This window comes from Priestia sp. 40 (assembly GCF_049368575.1).
Lineage (GTDB): Bacteria > Bacillota > Bacilli > Bacillales > Bacillaceae_H > Priestia > Priestia zanthoxyli.
The window spans coordinates 87811-108001 of sequence record NZ_JBMPZA010000015.1 but is presented as its reverse complement, the minus strand read 5'-3'; the positions used below and the strand labels follow the sequence as shown (position 1 = coordinate 108001).

The following is a 20191-nucleotide window of genomic DNA, read 5'->3' as shown; positions in this document are numbered from 1 at the left end:
TTCACATCCTTAAGAAGGTCTTGTTTGCATAGAAGAATCATCATTATTGCCCCAATTATCCTGACCATTTGTGGAATCATTGTTTGACCACTGATCTTGCTGGCTACTCGAATCGTCGTCATTCCCCCATCGGTCCTCTTGACTGTTTGAATTATCATCCGACCATTGATCGCCCTGTTCATTAGAGTTATCATTTGACCATTGATCTTGCCCGTTGGTTCCGTTTTCTGTATTGGAGTTTGATCCTGAATCTGGAAATAGGTCCGTCTCATCTTCCGTTTGAGTTTGAGATGAATGATTGGCTGATGTATCGTTATTTATTGCTGTAGCTGTTGAATTTGTTTGATCATATTTTTGAGAAAGCCCTACAAATGTTGTAAATGCAGCAACGCTCGATAAACCAACCATCCATTTTGTCCATTTATTAGCTGCCATTGATATGCTCCTTTTATCTTTCATATTTTGCAACTGAACACTGAAGAAAAATTGCAGTGGAAGGTAACATACATCGTTCAATTGTTATAGTTCAATATAGACAGAAAAAATGAAAAAATAGTGAAATAGATGTAGGGTGGATTATTTTTATGAGGAATGAAGTGAACTATTAGAATAAAAAAGGTTTGTTCTTTTTAGAACAAACCTTTTTTATTCAGCGATAAATTTTACTAATTGATACGTAATAAACCGTTAACTGTACAAGAGAAAGAAGCAAAAGAACGGCAATGGGATAGAAGCTAAAAGAATTTGGTAACAGCGGATAAAAAGCGATTAAGATAGCACCTATAGGAATAGAAAATAGGAGAAAAACAAAGGCTTTTTTACAAGCTTCTGCTGTTATCATCTTTTCACGTTCATCTTCTTCTGCAAATTCAAAAGGGAACAATAAAGGCGACACGTTCTTCGTCTTTTTACGCGCGCGGTAGTAAAAAAATGAGACGATTAAAAGCACAATTAAAGAAGCAAAAGAGCCTATAGACATAGTAATTTCCCACGGGGGTTCAGGGGTGGTCATAACTTCACTAAATTGAATATTTAGGCTTAAAAAATCGTATAAAAACCAACCTACGCACAACAGAGACACTACATTCAACAAATAAGATTTAATAACATTACTCAACATTTTTCTCCTCCTTTTGAAGTGTAAAAACATCTTCCATTTTTAATTGAAAGACATCACAAATTGTTAAACCAAGTAGTAGGGAGGGAACGTAATTTCCCTTTTCAATAGCTGCAATGGTTTGGCGAGTGGCTCCAACTTTTTCAGCTAAATCTCCTTGCGTATATCCATGTTTAGCTCTAAGCTCTTTTACGTGATTAATAAGAGTCAATATGATCACCCGCTGCCTTTTTAATAAATTTGTTAAGTTGATTTAACATTATGTAAAGTTAATTTAACATCAATTGGATGATTTTTCAATAAGTAATGGATAAAAAATACAAAAAAAGATCCTAGAAGAATTCTTCAGGATCTTTTTTGTTAATAAATTTCTTTAATGCCAGACAAACGAATGGAAAAAATGTTTTGTTTTTCATCTCGTAGGGAGAGGGTTTGGTCGGTTAGGTTTAAATTTTGGATTTTTCCTTTGAAGGTTTGAAGCAGGCCATTTTCGTAATAATTCACGGTTACATGTTTGTTTTTCTTTAACGCTTTTAAAATCATTTATTCATCTCCTTTCATGTGTGCATCTGTTATGAAAAGAAAGCTGTGGCTTAAGCATACGAATTTGGAGAATGCTCAAGGCAGAATTATTATTATACAGCAAGATGAGAATAGTTTGTAGATAAATTGTGAAAAAATGCACAAGTTTGCAGTACGGGTGTTGCAACAGAATACAGTATATGAGGGGAGGAGGGGTTTTATGATAAAAAAGGTGATTTTAGTTTATTTATTTGTGGGTATTAGGTAAACTAGTAGATGAATTTAAAGAATCTATCTATAGTTGTGAAGGCTAGGATTTCATTTAATTTTCATTTTCTATGAGTATAATGATAAAGGTTTTCTATATGTTCTTTGTGAATCTACTCATAAACTAATCGAGAAAGGAAAATCAAAATGAAGCGAATCGTTTCTAAGCCGCTGCACTATTTCATATTAGCCGCTGTTTTAATGTGGATAAAGTCGTACGTGGCTTATAAAACTGAATTTAACTTAGGCGTAAGCGGCGTAATGCAGCAAATGCTGCTGTTCATAAACCCTGTAAGTTCAGTGCTGATTTTTTTAGGAATCGGCTTATTTTTTAAAGGAAAGAAAGCAGGAGCTTGGATTCTTGCAGGCAGTTTCATTATGACGCTGCTGTTGTACAGTAACATTCTCTATTATCGTTTTTTTAACGATTTTGTAACGCTTCCCACACTGTTGCAGACAAGTAATGCAGGAAGTATGGGCGGAAGCATTATGGATTTATTAAAAGCACATGATGTTTTTTATTTTACTGATTTTATTATTTATTTTTTCTTCTTTTTTAGTAAAAAAATTGACTGGAATAATGAAAAAGTATCGGTTAAAAATGCTGTAACCATTCTTTCTTTAGGATTCATGGTTTTTTCTGTCAACTTAACATTAGCAGAAATTGATCGCCCGCAGCTTCTATCTCGAACTTTTGACCGCAATTATTTAGTAAAGTATTTAGGCGCCTATAATTATACGATGTATGATGGTGTTCAGACTGCTCAAAACTCTAAACAGCGAGCATTTGCAAGCAGCAATGATTTAACGAACGTCGTTAATTTTAAAAATAGTCACTATGCGGAACCTAACCCCGTTTATTTTGGAAAAGCTAAAGGGAAAAATATTATTAAAATCCATTTGGAATCATTTCAATCTTTTTTAATTGATTACAAATTAAATGGCCAGGAAGTGACACCGTTCTTAAATTCGTTGGCCCATGGAAATGACTTTACGTATTTTGATAACTTCTTTCATCAAACAGGACAAGGAAAAACATCAGATGCTGAACTAATGATGGACAACTCTCTATACGGCCTTCCTCAAGGTTCTGCCTTTGTGCTGAAAGGAAGCAATACGTATCAGGCAGCACCAGCTATTTTAGATCAAAAAGCTGGCTATACGAGCGCTGTGCTGCACGGAGACTATAAGACGTTTTGGAACCGTAACGAAATTTACAAGCAGTTCGGTGTAGATAAGTTTTTTGATGCAAGTTATTACAATATGACGGGTGAAAATAAAATTAATTATGGCTTAAAAGACAAACCGTTCTTTAAAGAATCTGTTCCAATGCTGCAGTCTTTACCACAGCCGTTCTATGCGCATTTAATTACGTTAACAAACCATTTTCCATTTTTACTTGGAAACAATGAGGCAAGCATACAGCCGGCTAACACGGGGGATGCAACAGTTGACCGTTATTTCCAAACGGCTCGTTATTTAGACGAATCATTGCAATCTTTCTTCCAAGAACTGAAAGCCTCTGGGCTTTATGATAATTCTGTGATTATGATTTATGGAGATCACTACGGTATTTCTGAAAATCATAATGCGGCAATGGAAAAAGTAATGGGCAAAGAAATTACGCCTTATGAAAATGCTCAGCTGCAGCGTGTACCTCTATTCATTCACGTTCCTGGAGTAAAAGGTGGAGTTAATCATACGTACGGTGGAGAAATTGACGTTGTGCCAACTCTTCTTCATTTAGTAGGGATTGACAGCAAAGAATTTATCCAATTTGGTACAGATTTATTTTCTAAAAATCATGATGATGTAGTGGCATTCCGTAATGGCAACTACGTATCTCCGAAGTATACATTAGTGGATGGAACGTATTATGATTCTAAGACGGGCCAAACGCTTAAAGAAAATAATCAAATGAAGGCTTATAAACAGAAGGTAGCGAAAGAACTAGAGTTATCTGATCAAGTGCTTTATGGAGACTTACTTCGTTTCCACAAGCTGAAGGATTTCCAAACAGTCGACCCTTCGAAATATATGTACGGGAAAGAAGAAACAGAAACATCAGCTAAATAAAGCTAAAATCAAAAGAACATGATGACTTCTGCAAAGCAGAATGAGCATCATGTTCTTTTTTACTGTAAACTATTCATCAATAAATTTCTTTAATTCCCGATAAGCGAATAGAGAAAGTATTTTGCTGTTCATCTTTTAATGAAAGCGTTTGGTCTGTTAAATCTAAGCGCTGTACTTTTCCTTTAAATGTTTGAAGCAAACCGTTTTTATAATAGTTAATTGTAACGGCCCCGTTTTTTCTTAATGCTTTTAAAATCATTTTCAAAACTCCTTCCATATTTAAAATGTGTATGATTAACGAGCTGTAACATTCATTTTCATTTGCATATTTTTATTATACACAAAAATAGAAAGCGTTTTCACTAAAAGTTTGAACACTTTGTGAAAACTTTAACAGAGAATGTGACAAATACATACAGAAACTGATTTATTTGTCGTATTCATCATAAAACACATTTATGAAAGGAGTATTAAGAACATGTTAAAACTTTATGGATGGAAAAATATTATAAAATATCGTTTGAAATGTCGTAGTGAATCCACTCATCGTTCGTTACATTTCCGCCCATCTTTCTGTAAAGCATTTGGGCTCTTGTATTATCATAAGCCGTTTCCCAAGACATAGCTGCATACTGATGTTCTTTTGTATACTGGTGACTAATCGAAAATAACTTTTCCCCAATTTTTTGACCTCTTGCTTTTTCAGTAACGTACAAGTCATTTAAAATCGCTACAGGCTTTACACGCGTGGTGCTAAATGTAAAATAAAGCGTTGAAAAACCTACTGCCTCGTCATTTTGAGTCGCGATAAACTGAACGCCAGTATCGGGACGTTGAAACAAGTGATCAATTAAATTTCTCAGCTGTTTTTTGGCAGGCTGAGGGCGCTTGTAAAAACCAACAATGTATTCGTTCATTAATGAAATAAGTGCTTCCATGTCAGCAGCATTAGCTTGACGAATTGTAATAGTAGTCATTAAATCTTCTCCTTTTTAATTAGATGATCTACACTTATAGTAAAAGAAATGTATCCCCTCTAAAAGAGCCAGATTTGAAAAATAAAACAGGGACAGATGAAAGGAGCTAGCGTGAAGTTCACACCTTTATTAAACCGAAGGAATGATATGCCTTTATATCACCAGCTATATGAATATATAAAAAAAGAAATTGTATCCAGCAGGGTAGAAGTGAATGACAAACTGCCTTCTATCCGGTCTCTTGCTGATTACTTAAACGTAAGTCGAAATACTGTAGATATGGCCTATCAGCAGCTTTTAGCTGAAGGGTATGTAGAAAGCAGGCCCAAAAGTGGACTGTACGTAACGAATACACAGTTTGATTTACTGCAAACAGATAGAAAGCCGACTGTATTTTTACACCCTCACTCAGAAACAAAGTCGTGTACCTATGATTTTCGGTATGGAAAAGTTGATAGCCGTTTGTTTCCCTTGAATGAGTGGAAAAAACGATACAATGAAAGTCTTCAAACTTATAGAGAAGCTTTGTTCACGTACCAAGAAAGTCAAGGAGAAGAATCACTGCGTGAAGAAATTGCGACGTACCTTTATCAGTCAAGAGGAGTGGCTTGTTCAAAACATCAAATTATTATTGGAGCAGGTACGCAGCAATCACTCAGTTTATTAGCGCAGATGTTAAAGCAAAGCATCAGAGATATTGCCTTTGAAAATCCTTGTTATGACGGGGCTAGCTTTGTATTTAAGCAGCATGGATTTTCCTTAAAGCCCGTGTCGCTTAATAACAAAGGCATAAACATTCAAGAGCTTTATGATAGCCAAGCACGAGCTGTTTATGTTACACCATCTCATCAGTTTCCATATGGAATGATCATGCCTGTTTCAAGAAGAATAGAGCTTCTTAAATGGGCGAATGACTGCAATGGATTTGTTATTGAAGATGATTATGATGGAGAATTTCGTTATAAAGGCTCTCCCATCCCTTCATTGCAAAGCTTAGACACTAAGGGGCGCGTCATTTATACAGGTACATTTTCAAAATCTTTTATGCCTTCTTTAAGAATCAGCTATCTTGTATTACCTGAAGTTCTTCTAAAAGAATATCATGAACGTTTCTCTTTATACGAGCAAGCTGTTCCAACTCTCCATCAACAGACGCTCGGGCTGATAATGAAAAATGGAGAGTGGAATAAGCATTTAAGAAGAGTGAGAACTGCTTATCAACTGAAACACGGTACTCTTTTAGCAGCTTTACAGAAAGAGTTTAATGAAAACATTACGATATCAGGTGAATTTGCAGGTTTACATATACTTGTACGCGTGCGCAACGATATGAAAGAACAGCAATTAATTAACGCAGCTCGAAAGCAAGATGTCTCCGTCTACGGTACCTCTCGTTATTGGCTTACGGAAGTACCTAAACAAAAGCCTCATATTTTGTTAGGCTTCGGAAGTTTGGGGAAAGAAGAAATAGAAGAAGGAATACGTCGGTTAAAAAAAGCTTGGTCATAAATCCATGCTCATTTTTTCGGTTTCTTGACAAAAGTTGCCTAGTCCTTTAGACTTTTTTGCATATATTTTAAATTATCTGAAAGGAGGATAGGGTAATCGAAGCTAACTGCTAGTGGACAACCCTAGATTAAACAATGAATCCTATCCAACAAATTTTACATACATTCCCTGTGATTGTACTAGATGGTGCAATGGCAACTGAACTTGAAAGATATGGCTGTGATTTAAATGACAGCTTATGGTCTGCAAAAGTGTTGATGGAGCAGCCCGAACTGATTAAGAGAGTGCACCAAGACTACTTTGCAGCCGGAGCTGACTGTGCAATTACAGCAAGTTATCAAAGCACATTTGAAGGTTTTGCTAAACGTGGCTTGAGTGAAGCAGAGGCTCGCGAGCTAATTCAAGCATCTGTAAAAATTGCGGCTGAAGCAAGAGATGAATTTTGGCAGCAAGAAGAGAATCGTCTTAATCGTCCAAAACCAATTGTTGCTGCTTCGGTAGGTCCTTACGGAGCATTTTTAGCAAACGGATCGGAATATACTGGACAGTATGACGTAACAGAAGAAGAGTTAATGGAATTTCATCGTCCTCGTATGAAAGCATTAATTGAAGCTGGAGCGGACGTATTAGCTTGTGAAACCATTCCTAATGTAATAGAAGCAAGAGCCATTGCGAGGCTGCTAGAAGAATTTGAAGGAGCGTACGCATGGATTACGTTCAGCGCAAAAGATGACCTGCACATTAGCAGCGGAACATTAATCTCGGAGTGTGCCCGCTATCTGAATTCTTATGAGCAAATAGCGGCTCTTGGAGTTAACTGTACACCGCCTCAATATATTTCTTCACTTATTAAAGAAATTAAATCTCAAACGGATAAGCCAGTCATTGTGTATCCAAATTCAGGGGAGCATTATGACGCTGAATCTAAAACATGGAACGGAACATCTGCGGGTGAAACCTACGGGTGCAGCGCTCACAGCTGGTATGAAGCAGGAGCTCAGTTAATTGGAGGGTGCTGTCGCACAACTCCAGATGATATTAAAGGCATTACAAAATGGGCTAGAAAATAACGGATTGAAAGAAAAGAAGATTCATTGTAATCTTCTTTTCTTCTTGTAAAATAAAAGAAGAAAAGTTGAAAAGGGTTTATTTTAACGAAAGAAGGGATGATGAAAGTGAAAGATATTAAAAATATTTATTGTGTAGGCCGAAACTACGCACTGCATGCAAAAGAATTACATAATGATATTCCAACATCACCTTTTTTATTTTCCAAACCTACTCACGCTCTCGTTGAAGCAGCTGGACAATCAATCACTCTTCCTAGCGACCAAGGAGAGGTGCACTTTGAAACCGAACTGATTCTTCATATTGGACAATCTTACAAAGAAGGCATAGCAGTGGATGAACTTGTTGACGAGATGACGATTGGATTAGACTTGACGCTTCGAGATGTACAGAGCGAATTAAAACAAAAAAAGCACCCTTGGCTGCTTGCAAAAGGATTTAAACATTCAGCGGTCGTGGGAAAATTTCTGCCGTTTGAAGGAGTAGAAGCATCTAAGGAGAAAGACTTTTCGTTAGTGAAAAACAATAAACGCGTGCAGCTGGGAAATATCAAAGATTTGATTTTTGATTTACAAACGATTATTGATTTTACAGGAAAACATTTTGGTCTTGATAAAGGAGATCTTATTTTTACAGGTACACCTGAAGGAGTAGGTCCGCTTTCACATCAGGATCATCTTTCACTTAAATGGGGAGAGCAAGAGCTTGGTTCTTGCATCATTTCCTTTCGTTAAAAAAAGAGGCTGAGAAAAAGTAGTTTGTAGTTTTAATTGAAGGAAAATCCGAACGGTGAATCGAGGTTCTTGATAGAGAATCCAACCTGTTCGGATTTTTTATTGCGATGGTGAATGTAGGCTTAGGAATGAATTTAATAACCAATGGGAAAGCTGTTTTTATCTCCTATAGGAAACGAGGTCCTCATTATGGTGCTCTTAATCCTTACAACGGTGATTTCTATTCTGAGTGTACTAGTTATGCCAAAGCGCATCAGCTGGATAGAAATATACACAACGTCTTTGTTTGTCATGTTTTTAGGATCGGTAGCAGATATATATCTTGATGTTAAATATGATCTTTATGGATTTTTTACAAAAGGAGTAGATTTTGAATATCTTTTAATTTTTATTTTTATTTATCCTGCGACAAATAGTGTATTTTTGAATTTTTATCCACAAGGCAAGAGTCTGTTTAGAAAAGCTTTATATATTACAGTGTGGGTAATTCTTACGACATTGTTTGAGTACATTTCTACCCAAACGGAAGTGTTTTATTATAATGGATGGAAGATTCTATACTCGTTTTTTTGCTATCCGTTTCTTTATATAGCAATGGTTTTAAATTTAAAAATGATACGCAGGCTCCAGGTTATCGATAAGCAAAAATAGAAATAAAAAAAAGTAATGATAAATCATAAAAAAATGATATTTTATTAATGGCTACATATGTAATATAGTAAAAATAGAAAATAAATGAAGCAGCATATAAGCAGGGTTAAAAAACATCAAAACGGGAATCTTGACATTAACTTCATGTTTTTAACCATGTATTGTGAATGAATATACTTATTAATAAATAATATGTTGTAGAAGGAATTTAGTAAAGGAGGCAAGAAGATGTTTAAGCGTAGTGAAAAAATCCAAATTCATGGCGTAACGTTTCATGGAGTCATGAGTGCGAAGCAAAAAGCCGCCCTGCAGGAAATTGCTAATGTAACAGACGAAAAGGACTGGGATGGGCTAAAAGGTGTGTATTGCTTAGGCAGTGTAAAGGTGCAAGGAAAAGATGTGCTAGGCGTGTACTATGGCCAATTTAATGATAACCTTCCAAAAGAGAAGCGCAAACTTCAGTTTGAAATTGACTATATTAAATATACAGTAACGGAATGCCCGATTATCTTTATCGATACAACAAAAAATAAAAAGCCTCATCAATTTGCTTTTATCATTTTGCATGAATTAGGCCATCATGTGGATCGTATGACAAATGGAACGCTTTTAAAAGAAGGAAATAGAACGCAAGAAATGTTTGCTAATACGTATGCTTTAGAGAAATATTCAAAAATAGAAAAGTTCCAAACAAAGAAGTTGAAAAACATTCCATTTTTAGAGGAATCTCTTACTCAATGGAATAAAACTCCTCACCCTGGAGCGTATTCTCTTAGAGTTCAAATTGAATAATTCATGAGAATAGTTCCTTTCTCTCCGTTTTTTACTTTCCTGTCTTTTTCCTCTTTCTCTCTTTTATCCTTTCAATGAACAAAAAGGATTTAATTACTCATAAAGTTTTAAAAGTTTTTATAGTACGAATTATTTACACTATACCCTCCTGTAAATTATGATTATTTTAAGAAAAAACAGAAAATTTTAAAGTTTTAAGGTACAACTTAATAGTGAACAAGCGATGTTGTAATCGTATAGACAAACTGGCATACATATGCGAGTCATACATACAAACGAATCGCTTCCACTATTATGAAAGCGGATTCAAAAATAGGAGGGGTAATAATGTTAGCTATTCTTGGGTTTTTGATGGTTTGTACATTTATGTTTCTGATTATGACAAAACGATTAACGCCGCTTATTGCTTTAATGGTTATTCCAGTATTGTTTGCAATCATAGGGGGATTCACAAGTGATATTGGAGAAATGGCTTTAAATGGTGTAAAAGAATTAGCGCCTACAGGCGTTATGTTAATGTTTGCTATTTTATATTTTGGAATTATGATTGATGCTGGTTTGTTTGATCCAGTTGTAGGAAGAATTTTGAAAATTGTAAAAGGTGATCCACTAAAGATCACAATTGGTACAGCTATTTTAGTTCTTATTATTTCATTAGACGGAGACGGAACAACAACATATATGATCACGCTCTCAGCGATGCTTCCGCTTTATAAAAAGCTAAATATGAAGCCGATGATTTTAGCTTGTATCGCGATTATGGGTAGTGGGGTTATGAACTTAACACCTTGGGGAGGACCAACTGCTCGTGTGATGAGTGCATTGAAGTTAGATGCTTCACAGGTGTTTACACCACTGATTCCAGCCATGATTGGTGGAGCCGTTTGGTTATTATTCACGGCTTACTACTTTGGGAAAAAAGAGCGCCAGCGCCTAGGTGTTATTGATATTCAAGATGTTACAAATGCTCAAGTAGCTTTTGCAGAAGCAGCAGCCGCTGAAGGAATCGAGTACAAGCGTCCGAAGCTTTTATGGGTAAACTTTGCTTTAACAGCTTTATTATTAGTAGGACTCATCACAGCAGTTATGCCGCTTCAAATTCTATTTATGATTGGATTTGCAATCGCTATCATGATTAACTATCCAAATCTAGAAGTTCAAAAAGAGCGTATCACAGCACATGCTGGTAATGTACTTGCTGTTGTGTCTCTTGTATTCGCAGCAGGCGTATTCACAGGCATTTTATCAGGTACAAAAATGGTAGATGCAATGGGTAATAGTTTAGTAGGATTAATTCCAGATGCGTTAGGGCCTTACATGTCTGTGATTACAGCCATCACAAGTATGCCATTTACGTTCTTTATGTCAAATGATGCTTACTACTATGGGATTTTACCAATTATTGCTCAAGCAGCTTCAGCATACGGTATTGATGCTGCAGAAATTGGCCGTGCTTCATTGATTGGTCAACCTGTTCACTTACTAAGTCCTTTAGTTGCTTCTACGTATCTATTGGTCGGTATGGCAAAAGTCGAGCTTGGTGAATTTCAGCGCTTTACTTTAAAGTGGACGATTGGAACAGCGATGGTGATGCTTTTAGTAGCTATTATTACAGGAGTTATTACGCTGTAAAGATCACGAACTTAAAAACTTATCAATTCCGCTTTTGGAATTGATAAGTTTTTTTGTCTAAAAAGCTTTTAGAATAAGAAGCGGATATACAAAAAATTTTGATAAAATAAAAGAGGAATAGAACTATAAGGTAAAGGCTAAAGGTGCGATGAAATGAAAAAATGGTTTCAAGTATCGCTGCAAACAAAAATCGTAGGTTTATCCGCAGCATTAATCATCACTGTTATTGTTCTTTTAGCGAGTATTTTCTCTTACATGCAGTTTGTAGAATCTAAAAGGCAAGCCGAGCAGCTGGCTCTTCAAGCAGCCAAATCAATATCGTTTATGCCGGAAGTCAAAGCTGCTTTTCAAAAAAAACAGCCGAGTCGCTATATTCAGCCTCTCGCAGAGCAGGTCAGGGAACAAATCGGAGCAGCAAGTATTGTGGTTCAAAACCGTGAGCAAATCATTTATTCTCATTCTAATCAAAAATGGATAGGAAAGAAAAATAAAGAAGCGGTTAACGATAGAGCACTGCTGTTTGGCGGATATTATACGCTTGACGGAGAGGGAACTACAGGTCCTGCTATTATGGGGAAAGCGCCTATTGTCATCAGTCACGGAAAGTATACGGAAGTCGTGGGAGTGGTGACGGTTGAGTTTTTAAAGTCTCATGTTCATGCTCAGCTCATTACGCGTATTCAGCAAATTATCCTATTTTCACTAGCTGTTTTATTGCTTGGTATGATCGGGGGTGTTTTTTTAGCTAAAAGTATTAAAAAAGATACTCTCGGTCTTGAACCCCATGAAATCGCTTCTTTATACCGTGAACGAAATGCAATTTTACTTTCGATAAAAGAAGGAATTATTGCTATTGATCATCAAGGCTTTATTACGATGATGAATACATCAGCTAAAAATATGCTGGGGTTACAGACGGAATACTTACAGCATCATATTATTGAAGTATTTCCTTATACGAATATGATTGAAGTGCTAGATACAGGAATAGCCCGAAGCGATCAAGAGATTTTTTTGAATGAAAAAACGTTTATCTTAAACTTAACACCCATTATTGAACATCAGCGAATTGTAGGAGTGGTCGCTAGTTTTCGTGATAAGACAGAATTAAAAAGCTTAATCAATACGATTTCAGAAGTACGAAAATATTCAGAGGATTTACGAGCTCAAACGCATGAGTTTACGAATAAGCTGTATGTTTTGTCGGGTTTGCTGCAGTTAGGGCAGTACAAAGATGCATTGGAGTTTATTCAAAAAGAATCAGCTGTACACCAAACGCAAAATCGTATTCTATTTGATCAGATATTAGATTCCAAAGTCCAAGCAATATTGCTTGGGAAGATTGGAAAAGCATCTGAAAAGAAAATTCATTTTTCGGTTGATCCGGAGAGTACACTCGATACGCTCCCAGAACATATTGAAATTTCGCATCTCATTATCATTATTGGGAACTTAATTGATAATGCATTTGAAGCCGTGAGTCAGCAGTCTAAAAAAGAAGTGTCGTTTTTTATTACCGATATTGGTCATGATTTAATTATTGAAGTGATGGATAACGGACCCGGTATATCAGAAGAAGTACTAAATCAAATTTTCACAAAAGGGTTTTCAACCAAAGGTACAGACAGAGGATACGGACTGGCAAATATAAAGAAAATGATAGATGAACTTGGAGGATCTATTGAAGTGTATAATCAGCCGGAAGGAGGAGCCATTTTTTCAGTTTACCTTCCAAAAAACTGAATCATGAGAAGTAAGGGGAGAGTCGAAATGTTACGAGTCGCAATTGCAGAAGACGATTTTCGAATTGCTCAAGTTCAAGAGCGATTTTTATTAGAAGTAGATGGTATAGAAGTTGTAGGCAAAGCGTTGAATGCAAAAGAGACGCTTGAAATGCTAAAGGAGAAGAAAGTTGATTTGCTCCTTTTAGACATTTATATGCCAGATGAAATGGGGACGGATTTACTGCCGAAAATTAGAGCGCAGTTTCCACAAGTTGACGTTATCGTGGTAACGGCTGCAACAGAAAAAAACATTGTAGAAATCTGTTTGAGAAACGGCGTCGTTAATTATTTGATTAAGCCGGTTATGATGGAATCCTTCATCAATGCTATTAAACAATATCAAGAGAAAAAGGAACTATTTAGTACGCATGAAGAAGTTGATCAATCATTTATTGATGCGTACTTTGGACATGTCAGAACAAAGCCAAAAGCGGATAAATCTCTTCCTTCAGGTATTGATGGTATCACATTACAAAAGTCAAAAGACATTTTAAAAAGCATCAAAGGAATTACGATTGAAGAGATGGGGCAGCACATGGGAGTATCTCGCACGACCGCTAGACGATATTTAGAGTATCTAGTATCAACTGGTGAGTGTCACGTTGAATATGATTATGGGATTATTGGACGGCCGGAGCGCAAGTACTATTTAGCGTAGCATTCCCCTTGAAGGATGGTATATATGATCAAAAAGCTCATGATAGTGTTTATAAGTATATGTCTTGTTAGCTGCTCTTCTCCTTCTAAAAAGGATCGTATTGATATGGAGAAAATTGAAATTGTGGCAGCCGGTGCAAAAGGCGGAGGGGCAGATGCAACAGTGAGAGCTATTCAACAAGTGCTAACGGAAAAGAAGATTGTGAAGGTCCCCGTTTCTGTGAGCAATAAAATAGGTGGGCAAGGTGAAGAAGGGTGGAAATATATCAAACAGAGAAAAGAGGGAAATATTGTTTCCGGAAATTCTAGTTTGCTGATTACAAATAATTTGCTAGGGCAAAGTCAATTAACCTATAAAGACTTTACTCCGCTCGCTATTTTAACATCTGAATGGGAGGTCATCGTAGTCCCTGCTAACTCTCCTATATATAATTTAAAACAGCTCATACGCACTTTAGACCAAAGTGAGTCCAATATTAAAGTGGGGATATCGCCCCGCTTAGGAAACGATGATCATTTATCGTTTATGCAGCTGAATAAAAAAGCAGGTGTAGATTCTTCCAAACTTGAGTTTTTCGTTTACAACAGCAGTCATAAAGTGATTGATGCACTCGTTCATCATCAGCTAGATGTAGCACCGATGTCATTATCAGAAGTAAAAAAGCAGTATGAACAAGGGCAGGTAAGAATACTCGCCGTTTCTTCTCCCAGCAGGCTAGAAGAGTTAAAAGAGATTCCAACGTGGAAAGAAGCGGGAATTGACGTAACATTTAGCCATTGGAGAGGTCTAATGGGGCCGGCTAATATGACAAAAGAGCAGGTAGCATATTGGAATAAGGCCGTGTATGACATGGTTCATACAAAAGAATGGGAACAGCTGCTTAAAGATAACGATTTAACCTCTTTTTATAAAAATAGCAGCGGTGCTAAAGTCTTTCTTGAACAGCAAAGCAAGCTGTATTCTGACTTAATGGGCGGAACAAATGATGAATAAATACAATAGAAAGAGGTTGGGACAAAAGGATTTTAGATGGAGTGAAAAACGAACCATTGATTAAAGTTTTTAATTCTTGGTTCGTTTTTTTGTTGTGGTAAGTGTAGTTTCATCTGTTTCGTTCCTTCTAGCAGTAGATTGGAGAGCAAGACGAAGACTCCTGCGGGAAAAGCGGAACAGGTGAGACCCCACAGGAGCGTAAGCGACGAGGAGGCTCAACGGCCGCCCGCGGAAAGCGAAGTCTTGCACGGAAATCAACTGCGGTGTCAAAAGCAGTTCAGCTCATATATCTCATTTGTTCGTCTTTAGAATTGGATTCATTTCGTTATGTTTCAATCCCTTTCTATCAGTGTACATCTTTTAAATCCAAGTTTTGAATGAACTCAATAAAAGCTTTTACGATGTTAATTTTTAAGGAATCTTCATGGTAAAACATCCATGTGCTGCGCGTTAAAGGCTGCTGGTCTTTTGTTTTTAACGTGTATCTGTAAATCTCTGCTGCGTCATCAAGCAGCATACTCGGCAAAATCGCATAACCGAGTCCGTTTACAACCATCTTTTTGCATGTTTCTGCTTTATCTACTTCAATGCTGACAAGGGGAGGCTGAGAGTAATTTTCAGCCCACCAGTTATCAACGGATGTTTTTAAAAAACGATCTTGATGATAATCAATTCGAGGTAGATTGGGAAGATTGTTTATGTCGACAGGCTGTGCAGACGCAATGCAAATTGTTTCTTTAAAAAGCAGCTCTTTCTGATCTTGCCAGTTATAATCCCCTTTTACAAACGCAATATGAACATCGTGCTTATAAAGTAAGTGGGCCATGTCGCTGCTCCATCCGGTCGTGACTTTGAATTCAACGTCAGGAAATCGCTCTTTAAATAAGCGTAATAGTCCAGGGAGTTTGTAGTCAGTAAAAAAGTTAGACACTCCTAGACGTAAAGTACCGGTTAATTGATCATCCATGTTTAACACATTTTCTTTTATTTTTTGAACCGTAAGCAGCATTTCTTCTGCGCACTTCACTAAATATTCTCCCTGCGGTGTAAATTGAACTCCGCGGCGCCCTCTGTTCACGATCTGAACATGAAATTCCTTCTCCATCTGCTGCAGTCTATGCGTAAGCGCAGGCTGAGATATAAATAGCTCCTTGGCTGCTTTTGTAATGTTTTTTTCTCGAATACAACACTTGTAGAATAAGCCAATCTCGATCGTCCATACTACCCCTCCAGGAATAAAAAAAATGAATGGTTTATAATAAAATTTCGATATTTTAATTATCTCTAAAATTATACTATAGTTAAGAAGAGGAATGTTCGGTGTAAGAAAGAAAAGCCTTGTAGAAGGAAGGAAGTAGGTATGAACGCAAGAGTTGTTTTTTTACAGTCTATATTTTTTATTCTATTAACAAGCGTGGGAGGATTTCTTTTATCGTTAACAGGCTTATCCATTGGCTGGATGCTTGGTACTCTCATTTTAGCTGCTATTCTAGCTTTTCGAAAGCCGCGTTTTTTATCTCAAACAAGCAAAAAAGGTATTCCAAAATATTGGCTGTACGCTGGACAGTGCATTTTAGGGATTGAATTAGGTCAAAAGATTAACTTGTCTGTGTTAACTACGTTTCAATCTCACTGGTCCACCATTACGATTATGCTTTTGCTGTCCGTTGTATTTTCTCTTTTATCCGGTTATTTGCTATGGAAGTTCAGTTCCACAGACTTATTAACAAGCTTTTTCGGTACGACTCCGGGTGGAATGAGCGCAATGCCAGGTATGGCTGAAGAGGTAGGAGCCAATACGGCAGTTGTAAGCATCATTCAAACGATGCGCGTGTTTTTAGTTGTGCTTGCTGTTCCTTTATTTGTGGTCTATTGGGGAAGTAATACAGGACGGCATGCAGTGTCAGTTACTCCAAGTGTTTTTGGGTGGGGATCACTGTTATGGACAGGCGTTTTAATCGTTACAGCAGTAGTAGGCTATTATATAGGAAAAAAACTAAAATTTCCTGCTCCTTGGTTAGTAGGAGGAATGCTTACTGTTGCGATTGTTCAAACAGCTGCTTCATCGTACATGGGGTATAACCTTCAAGCATACTGGCCTCATTCTGTGATGATTTTATCGCAAATTTTTATTGCTTCAAGCATTGGTTCTCGCTTTCATAAAGAAATGTTTATTGGCGTAAAAAAAATTATGGTTGTCGCGCTTATTAATACAATCGGCTTAATCGCCGCTATGTTCGTATGTGCACTAGTAGTCTCCAAAATAACTGGAATTGAGCTTATCACGTCTATTTTAGCGTTTGCTCCTGGAGGCATTGCAGAAATGGCGACTACATCCATTGTACTGCAGGCTGATTCGACGTTAGTAGTAGCGGTCCAAGTGCTTCGAATTTTAACCATTTGGCTTCTTCTTCCTCCGCTATTTCGATTGTTTCATCAGTGGGGAGAAAGAAAAAGAATACATTCACACGTTTCATAATAAATATGTGAATGCACTAGGCAAAGTAAGGGTGAGTTTTAAAGAGGGAAATGGGGGAGAATAGATGAGTAATAAAGAAATGGTGGTCAGTCAGTTCGGGGGGAATGCTGGAAAGTACGTCAAAAGTAAAGGTCATGCGAAAGGCAAAGATTTAGCTGTTTTAGCGGAAATTGCTGAAGAAAATAGAGGGGGAAAGCTGCTTGATGTAGCAACAGGAGGAGGACACGTGGCAAATAAGTTAGCACCTGTCTTTCAAGAAGTAACGGCTTTTGACTTAACTCCTCAAATGTTGCAAAGTGCTGAAGGCTTCATTAAAGAAAATGGTCATGAAAATGTATCGTTTGTTCAAGGAGATGCTGAGGATATGCCATTTCAAGATGACGAGTTTGATACGGTAACGTGCAGAATTGCACCGCACCATTTTCCTAATATTAAACAGTTCATCAAAGAGGTATACCGAGTGTTAAAGCCAGGCGGACAGTTCTTGCTCATTGATAATGTAGCGCCGGAAGTGAATGCCTATGACGAGTTTTATAATCGAGTTGAAAAGACAAGAGATCCAAGCCATTATCGTGCTTATAAAAAAACAGAGTGGCTTTCTATGCTTGAAATGCAAGGATTCCGTACAGAAGTGCTGACAACTTTTCCAAAGCGCTTTTTATTTGATGACTGGTGTGGAATGATGAATGTTCCGGAAGAGACAAAGCGTGAGCTTACTCAATATATGCTGAATATACCAAGCGGATTTAAACAGTTTTTCGACATCAAAACGAATCAACAGGGAATTGAATCGTTTCAAGGAGAAGCAATCTTTGTAGCGTGTTACAAAAATAAATAAAAAGAAGCCAACTCACCGGAGTTGGCTTCTTTTTTTACTTATGCTCGTTGTTTTGAACGATTTCCAAAATATTGCGTAATACGGTCTAAAATAATCGCTAAAATAACGATTGAAATTCCAGCTTCAAAGCCCGTGCCGACTTCAAGTCGAGAAACTGCACGATATACCTCCGCACCAAGTCCCGGAGCACCTACAAGAGAAGCAATAACAACCATTGAAAGAGATAGCATGATGCTTTGGTTAATTCCGGCCATGATTGTTTTTGTAGCTAATGGAAGCTGTACTTTAAATAATTTTTGTTTTGTTGTTGAACCGTAGGCATTTGCTGCTTCTACTAAGTCAGCGGGTACTTCACGAATACCTAGGTTCGTTAAGCGAATCGTTGGAGGCATTGCAAAGATCACAGATGAGATAACACCTGGTACCACCCCAATTCCAAAGAAGAAAAGTGCTGGAATCAAATAAACAAATGCAGGCATCGTTTGCATAAAGTCTAAGATTGGCGTAATAATCCGAGCTGTCTTTTCGCTTTGAGATGCCCAAATGCCAAGCGGAATTCCTACTATAATCGAAATCAGTACGCTTGTTAAAACGAGGGCTAGTGTGTCCATTGTTTCTTGCCAGTAGCCAAGATTAAGAATAAATAATAGACCAATCATCGATAAAATAGTAAATGACCATTTTTTACTTGAAAACCAAGCAATGATTCCGACAATTAAGATTAAAATTAATGCTGGTGGAAAGGTTAGCACTAGTACAATAAAACTTACAATACCATCGACAATAGCTGAAATAACATCAAAAAACCCTTTGATATTATCATTTAAAAACGTGACAAAATGGTCAATCCAATTGCCAACGGGAATTTTAGGAATACTATTCATTTACGTTCACCTCATTACTATCAGTACCGGCGAGTGCTTCAATCACTCGTTCTTTTTTAATGATGCCGCGCAGACGATGGTTTTCATCTACAACCGGTAGCGGAAAACGGCTGATAACCATTTTGTCGTACAAGTTTTCTAGTAGCGTATCTGTTGTAACAGTTGGAATATCCGTATCTAATACGTCTGCTGTCAGTTTATCTTGTTTAATCGCACGGCTAATATCATCTGCCGTTACAACTCCTAGAAGAGTTTTTTTCTTGTCTACGACGTAGATGCTTGAATAACCAGCTTCTTGCATAATTTTAAGAGCTACACGCGGACCTCGGTCTACGGTAATGGATTCGGCACGATTCATCACGCTTTCAGCTGTGTATACTTTAGCTACATTAACGTCTTCCACAAAGCGCTCGACATAATCATTGGCAGGGTTTGTCATAATCTCTTCGGGTGTTCCTACTTGAACAACACTGCCGTCTTTCATTAATACGATCCGATCTCCAATTCGAAGAGCTTCATCAAGATCATGGGTAATAAAAATGATTGTACGCTCCATTTTTTCTTGAAGCTCTAGTAAAAAATCTTGCATGTCTTTACGAATAAGGGGATCTAATGCACTGAATGCTTCATCCATTAATAAAATGTCAGGGTCATTGGCAAGTGCTCTGGCCAGTCCGACACGCTGCTGCATACCGCCGCTCAGTTCACCGGGATATTGATTTTCGTATCCTTTTAAACCTACTAATTCAAGCGCTTCTTTTGCTTTCTTTTCACGTTCGGCTTTTGGTGTACCTTGAACTTCTAATCCGTATTCTGTGTTATCAAGAACCGTACGGTGAGGGAATAAGGCAAAGTTTTGGAAAACCATGCTCATTTTTTTTCGGCGCATGTCGCGAAGTTCCTCTTTGTTCATTTTTACTACATCGTCACCGTCTAAAATAAGAGATCCAGACGTTGGTTCAACAAGGCGGTTAAACATGCGAACTAAAGTGGATTTACCGCTTCCGGACAGGCCCATAATGACGAAGATTTCACCGGACTTGATTTCGAAGTTTGCTTGATTAACTCCAATTGTCATTCCTGTTTCTTCTAAAATTTCTTTTTTTGTTTTTCCTTTTTGAAGTAAATCAATCGCTTTTGACGGATTCTTACCAAACACTTTGGTTATATTTTGTACTTTTAATTTTACGTGTTCCATATGTCCACCTCA

General features: G+C 37.2%; 20 protein-coding genes and 1 pseudogene. 12 read left to right on the top strand and 9 right to left on the bottom strand.

Annotated elements, in window-relative coordinates; genetic code table 11:
* Positions 1–9 precede the first annotated feature (9 nt).
* From ACO1DI_RS15450 to ACO1DI_RS15435, 4 genes are all read right to left on the bottom strand, one after another.
* Positions 10–435: a hypothetical protein gene (locus ACO1DI_RS15450; RefSeq protein WP_014461453.1), complete on the bottom strand. Its 426-nt coding sequence runs from the start codon at positions 433–435 to the stop codon at positions 10–12.
* A gap of 214 nt (positions 436–649) precedes the next feature.
* Positions 650–1120, bottom strand: coding sequence for an MFS transporter (locus ACO1DI_RS15445; protein ID WP_182421355.1), 471 nt, complete (start codon positions 1118–1120; stop codon positions 650–652).
* Positions 1110–1328 (bottom strand): helix-turn-helix transcriptional regulator, encoded by a 219-nt coding sequence (locus ACO1DI_RS15440; protein ID WP_013081870.1) that lies wholly within the window; start codon positions 1326–1328, stop codon positions 1110–1112. The genes ACO1DI_RS15445 and ACO1DI_RS15440 overlap by 11 nt, the downstream gene beginning before the upstream one ends.
* A gap of 149 nt (positions 1329–1477) precedes the next feature.
* Positions 1478–1660: a YolD-like family protein gene (locus tag ACO1DI_RS15435; protein WP_013081871.1), complete on the bottom strand. Its 183-nt coding sequence runs from the start codon at positions 1658–1660 to the stop codon at positions 1478–1480.
* A gap of 393 nt (positions 1661–2053) precedes the next feature.
* Here ACO1DI_RS15435 and ACO1DI_RS15430 point away from each other — a divergent pair, with 393 nt between their 5' ends.
* The gene (locus ACO1DI_RS15430; RefSeq protein ID WP_226700936.1) at positions 2054–3982 is read left to right on the top strand and encodes an LTA synthase family protein; all 1929 of its coding nucleotides are present in this window, start codon (positions 2054–2056) and stop codon (positions 3980–3982) included.
* A 76-nt stretch (positions 3983–4058) separates the two neighbouring features.
* Here the strand turns inward: ACO1DI_RS15430 and ACO1DI_RS15425 are convergent, their stop codons facing one another.
* Positions 4059–4259 carry a YolD-like family protein gene (locus tag ACO1DI_RS15425; protein ID WP_074893948.1) on the bottom strand — a complete coding sequence of 67 codons (201 nt, stop codon included), beginning with the start codon at positions 4257–4259 and terminating at the stop codon, positions 4059–4061.
* Between the two features lie 229 nt (positions 4260–4488).
* The gene (locus ACO1DI_RS15420; protein ID WP_014461449.1) at positions 4489–4959 is read right to left on the bottom strand and encodes a GNAT family N-acetyltransferase; all 471 of its coding nucleotides are present in this window, start codon (positions 4957–4959) and stop codon (positions 4489–4491) included.
* A gap of 147 nt (positions 4960–5106) precedes the next feature.
* Between ACO1DI_RS15420 and ACO1DI_RS15415 the strand changes: the two genes are divergently transcribed.
* From ACO1DI_RS15415 to ACO1DI_RS15375, 9 genes are all read left to right on the top strand, one after another.
* Positions 5107–6468, top strand: a complete 1362-nt coding sequence (locus tag ACO1DI_RS15415; RefSeq protein ID WP_226556122.1) for a PLP-dependent aminotransferase family protein — start codon at positions 5107–5109, stop codon at positions 6466–6468.
* 134 nt (positions 6469–6602) lie between these two features.
* Positions 6603–7538, top strand: coding sequence for a homocysteine S-methyltransferase (mmuM, locus tag ACO1DI_RS15410; RefSeq protein WP_115653118.1), 936 nt, complete (start codon positions 6603–6605; stop codon positions 7536–7538).
* 99 nt (positions 7539–7637) lie between these two features.
* Positions 7638–8270: a fumarylacetoacetate hydrolase family protein gene (locus ACO1DI_RS15405; protein ID WP_115653119.1), complete on the top strand. Its 633-nt coding sequence runs from the start codon at positions 7638–7640 to the stop codon at positions 8268–8270.
* Between the two features lie 144 nt (positions 8271–8414).
* Positions 8415–8921: a CBO0543 family protein gene (locus tag ACO1DI_RS15400; protein ID WP_014461445.1), complete on the top strand. Its 507-nt coding sequence runs from the start codon at positions 8415–8417 to the stop codon at positions 8919–8921.
* Between the two features lie 228 nt (positions 8922–9149).
* Positions 9150–9713 (top strand): ImmA/IrrE family metallo-endopeptidase, encoded by a 564-nt coding sequence (locus ACO1DI_RS15395; protein ID WP_014461444.1) that lies wholly within the window; start codon positions 9150–9152, stop codon positions 9711–9713.
* Positions 9714–10040: 327 nt separating this feature from the next.
* A complete protein-coding gene (locus ACO1DI_RS15390; protein ID WP_028407583.1) occupies positions 10041–11345 on the top strand; it encodes a CitMHS family transporter in 1305 nt (434 codons plus the stop codon).
* Positions 11346–11498: 153 nt separating this feature from the next.
* Positions 11499–13088: an ATP-binding protein gene (locus ACO1DI_RS15385; RefSeq protein WP_226556120.1), complete on the top strand. Its 1590-nt coding sequence runs from the start codon at positions 11499–11501 to the stop codon at positions 13086–13088.
* A gap of 27 nt (positions 13089–13115) precedes the next feature.
* Positions 13116–13787 (top strand): response regulator, encoded by a 672-nt coding sequence (locus ACO1DI_RS15380; RefSeq protein ID WP_014461441.1) that lies wholly within the window; start codon positions 13116–13118, stop codon positions 13785–13787.
* A 24-nt stretch (positions 13788–13811) separates the two neighbouring features.
* A complete protein-coding gene (locus tag ACO1DI_RS15375; protein WP_423145452.1) occupies positions 13812–14780 on the top strand; it encodes a tripartite tricarboxylate transporter substrate binding protein in 969 nt (322 codons plus the stop codon).
* Positions 14781–15126: 346 nt separating this feature from the next.
* On the opposite strand, the pseudogene ACO1DI_RS15370 reads toward ACO1DI_RS15375, so the two are convergent.
* Positions 15127–16000, bottom strand: a pseudogene (locus ACO1DI_RS15370) (LysR family transcriptional regulator).
* A gap of 140 nt (positions 16001–16140) precedes the next feature.
* Between ACO1DI_RS15370 and ACO1DI_RS15365 the strand changes: the two are divergent.
* Both ACO1DI_RS15365 and ACO1DI_RS15360 read left to right on the top strand, forming a co-directional pair.
* Positions 16141–17259: an AbrB family transcriptional regulator gene (locus ACO1DI_RS15365; RefSeq protein WP_339994997.1), complete on the top strand. Its 1119-nt coding sequence runs from the start codon at positions 16141–16143 to the stop codon at positions 17257–17259.
* Between the two features lie 64 nt (positions 17260–17323).
* On the top strand, positions 17324–18097 hold the full coding sequence (locus tag ACO1DI_RS15360) for a class I SAM-dependent methyltransferase (RefSeq protein WP_115653121.1): 774 nt from the start codon (positions 17324–17326) through the stop codon (positions 18095–18097).
* Between the two features lie 38 nt (positions 18098–18135).
* On the opposite strand, the gene ACO1DI_RS15355 is transcribed toward ACO1DI_RS15360, so the two are convergent.
* Positions 18136–18981 carry an ABC transporter permease gene (locus tag ACO1DI_RS15355; RefSeq protein ID WP_014461436.1) on the bottom strand — a complete coding sequence of 282 codons (846 nt, stop codon included), beginning with the start codon at positions 18979–18981 and terminating at the stop codon, positions 18136–18138.
* Positions 18974–20179, bottom strand: coding sequence for a quaternary amine ABC transporter ATP-binding protein (locus tag ACO1DI_RS15350; protein ID WP_013081886.1), 1206 nt, complete (start codon positions 20177–20179; stop codon positions 18974–18976). The genes ACO1DI_RS15355 and ACO1DI_RS15350 overlap by 8 nt, the downstream gene beginning before the upstream one ends.
* Positions 20180–20191 lie beyond the last annotated feature (12 nt).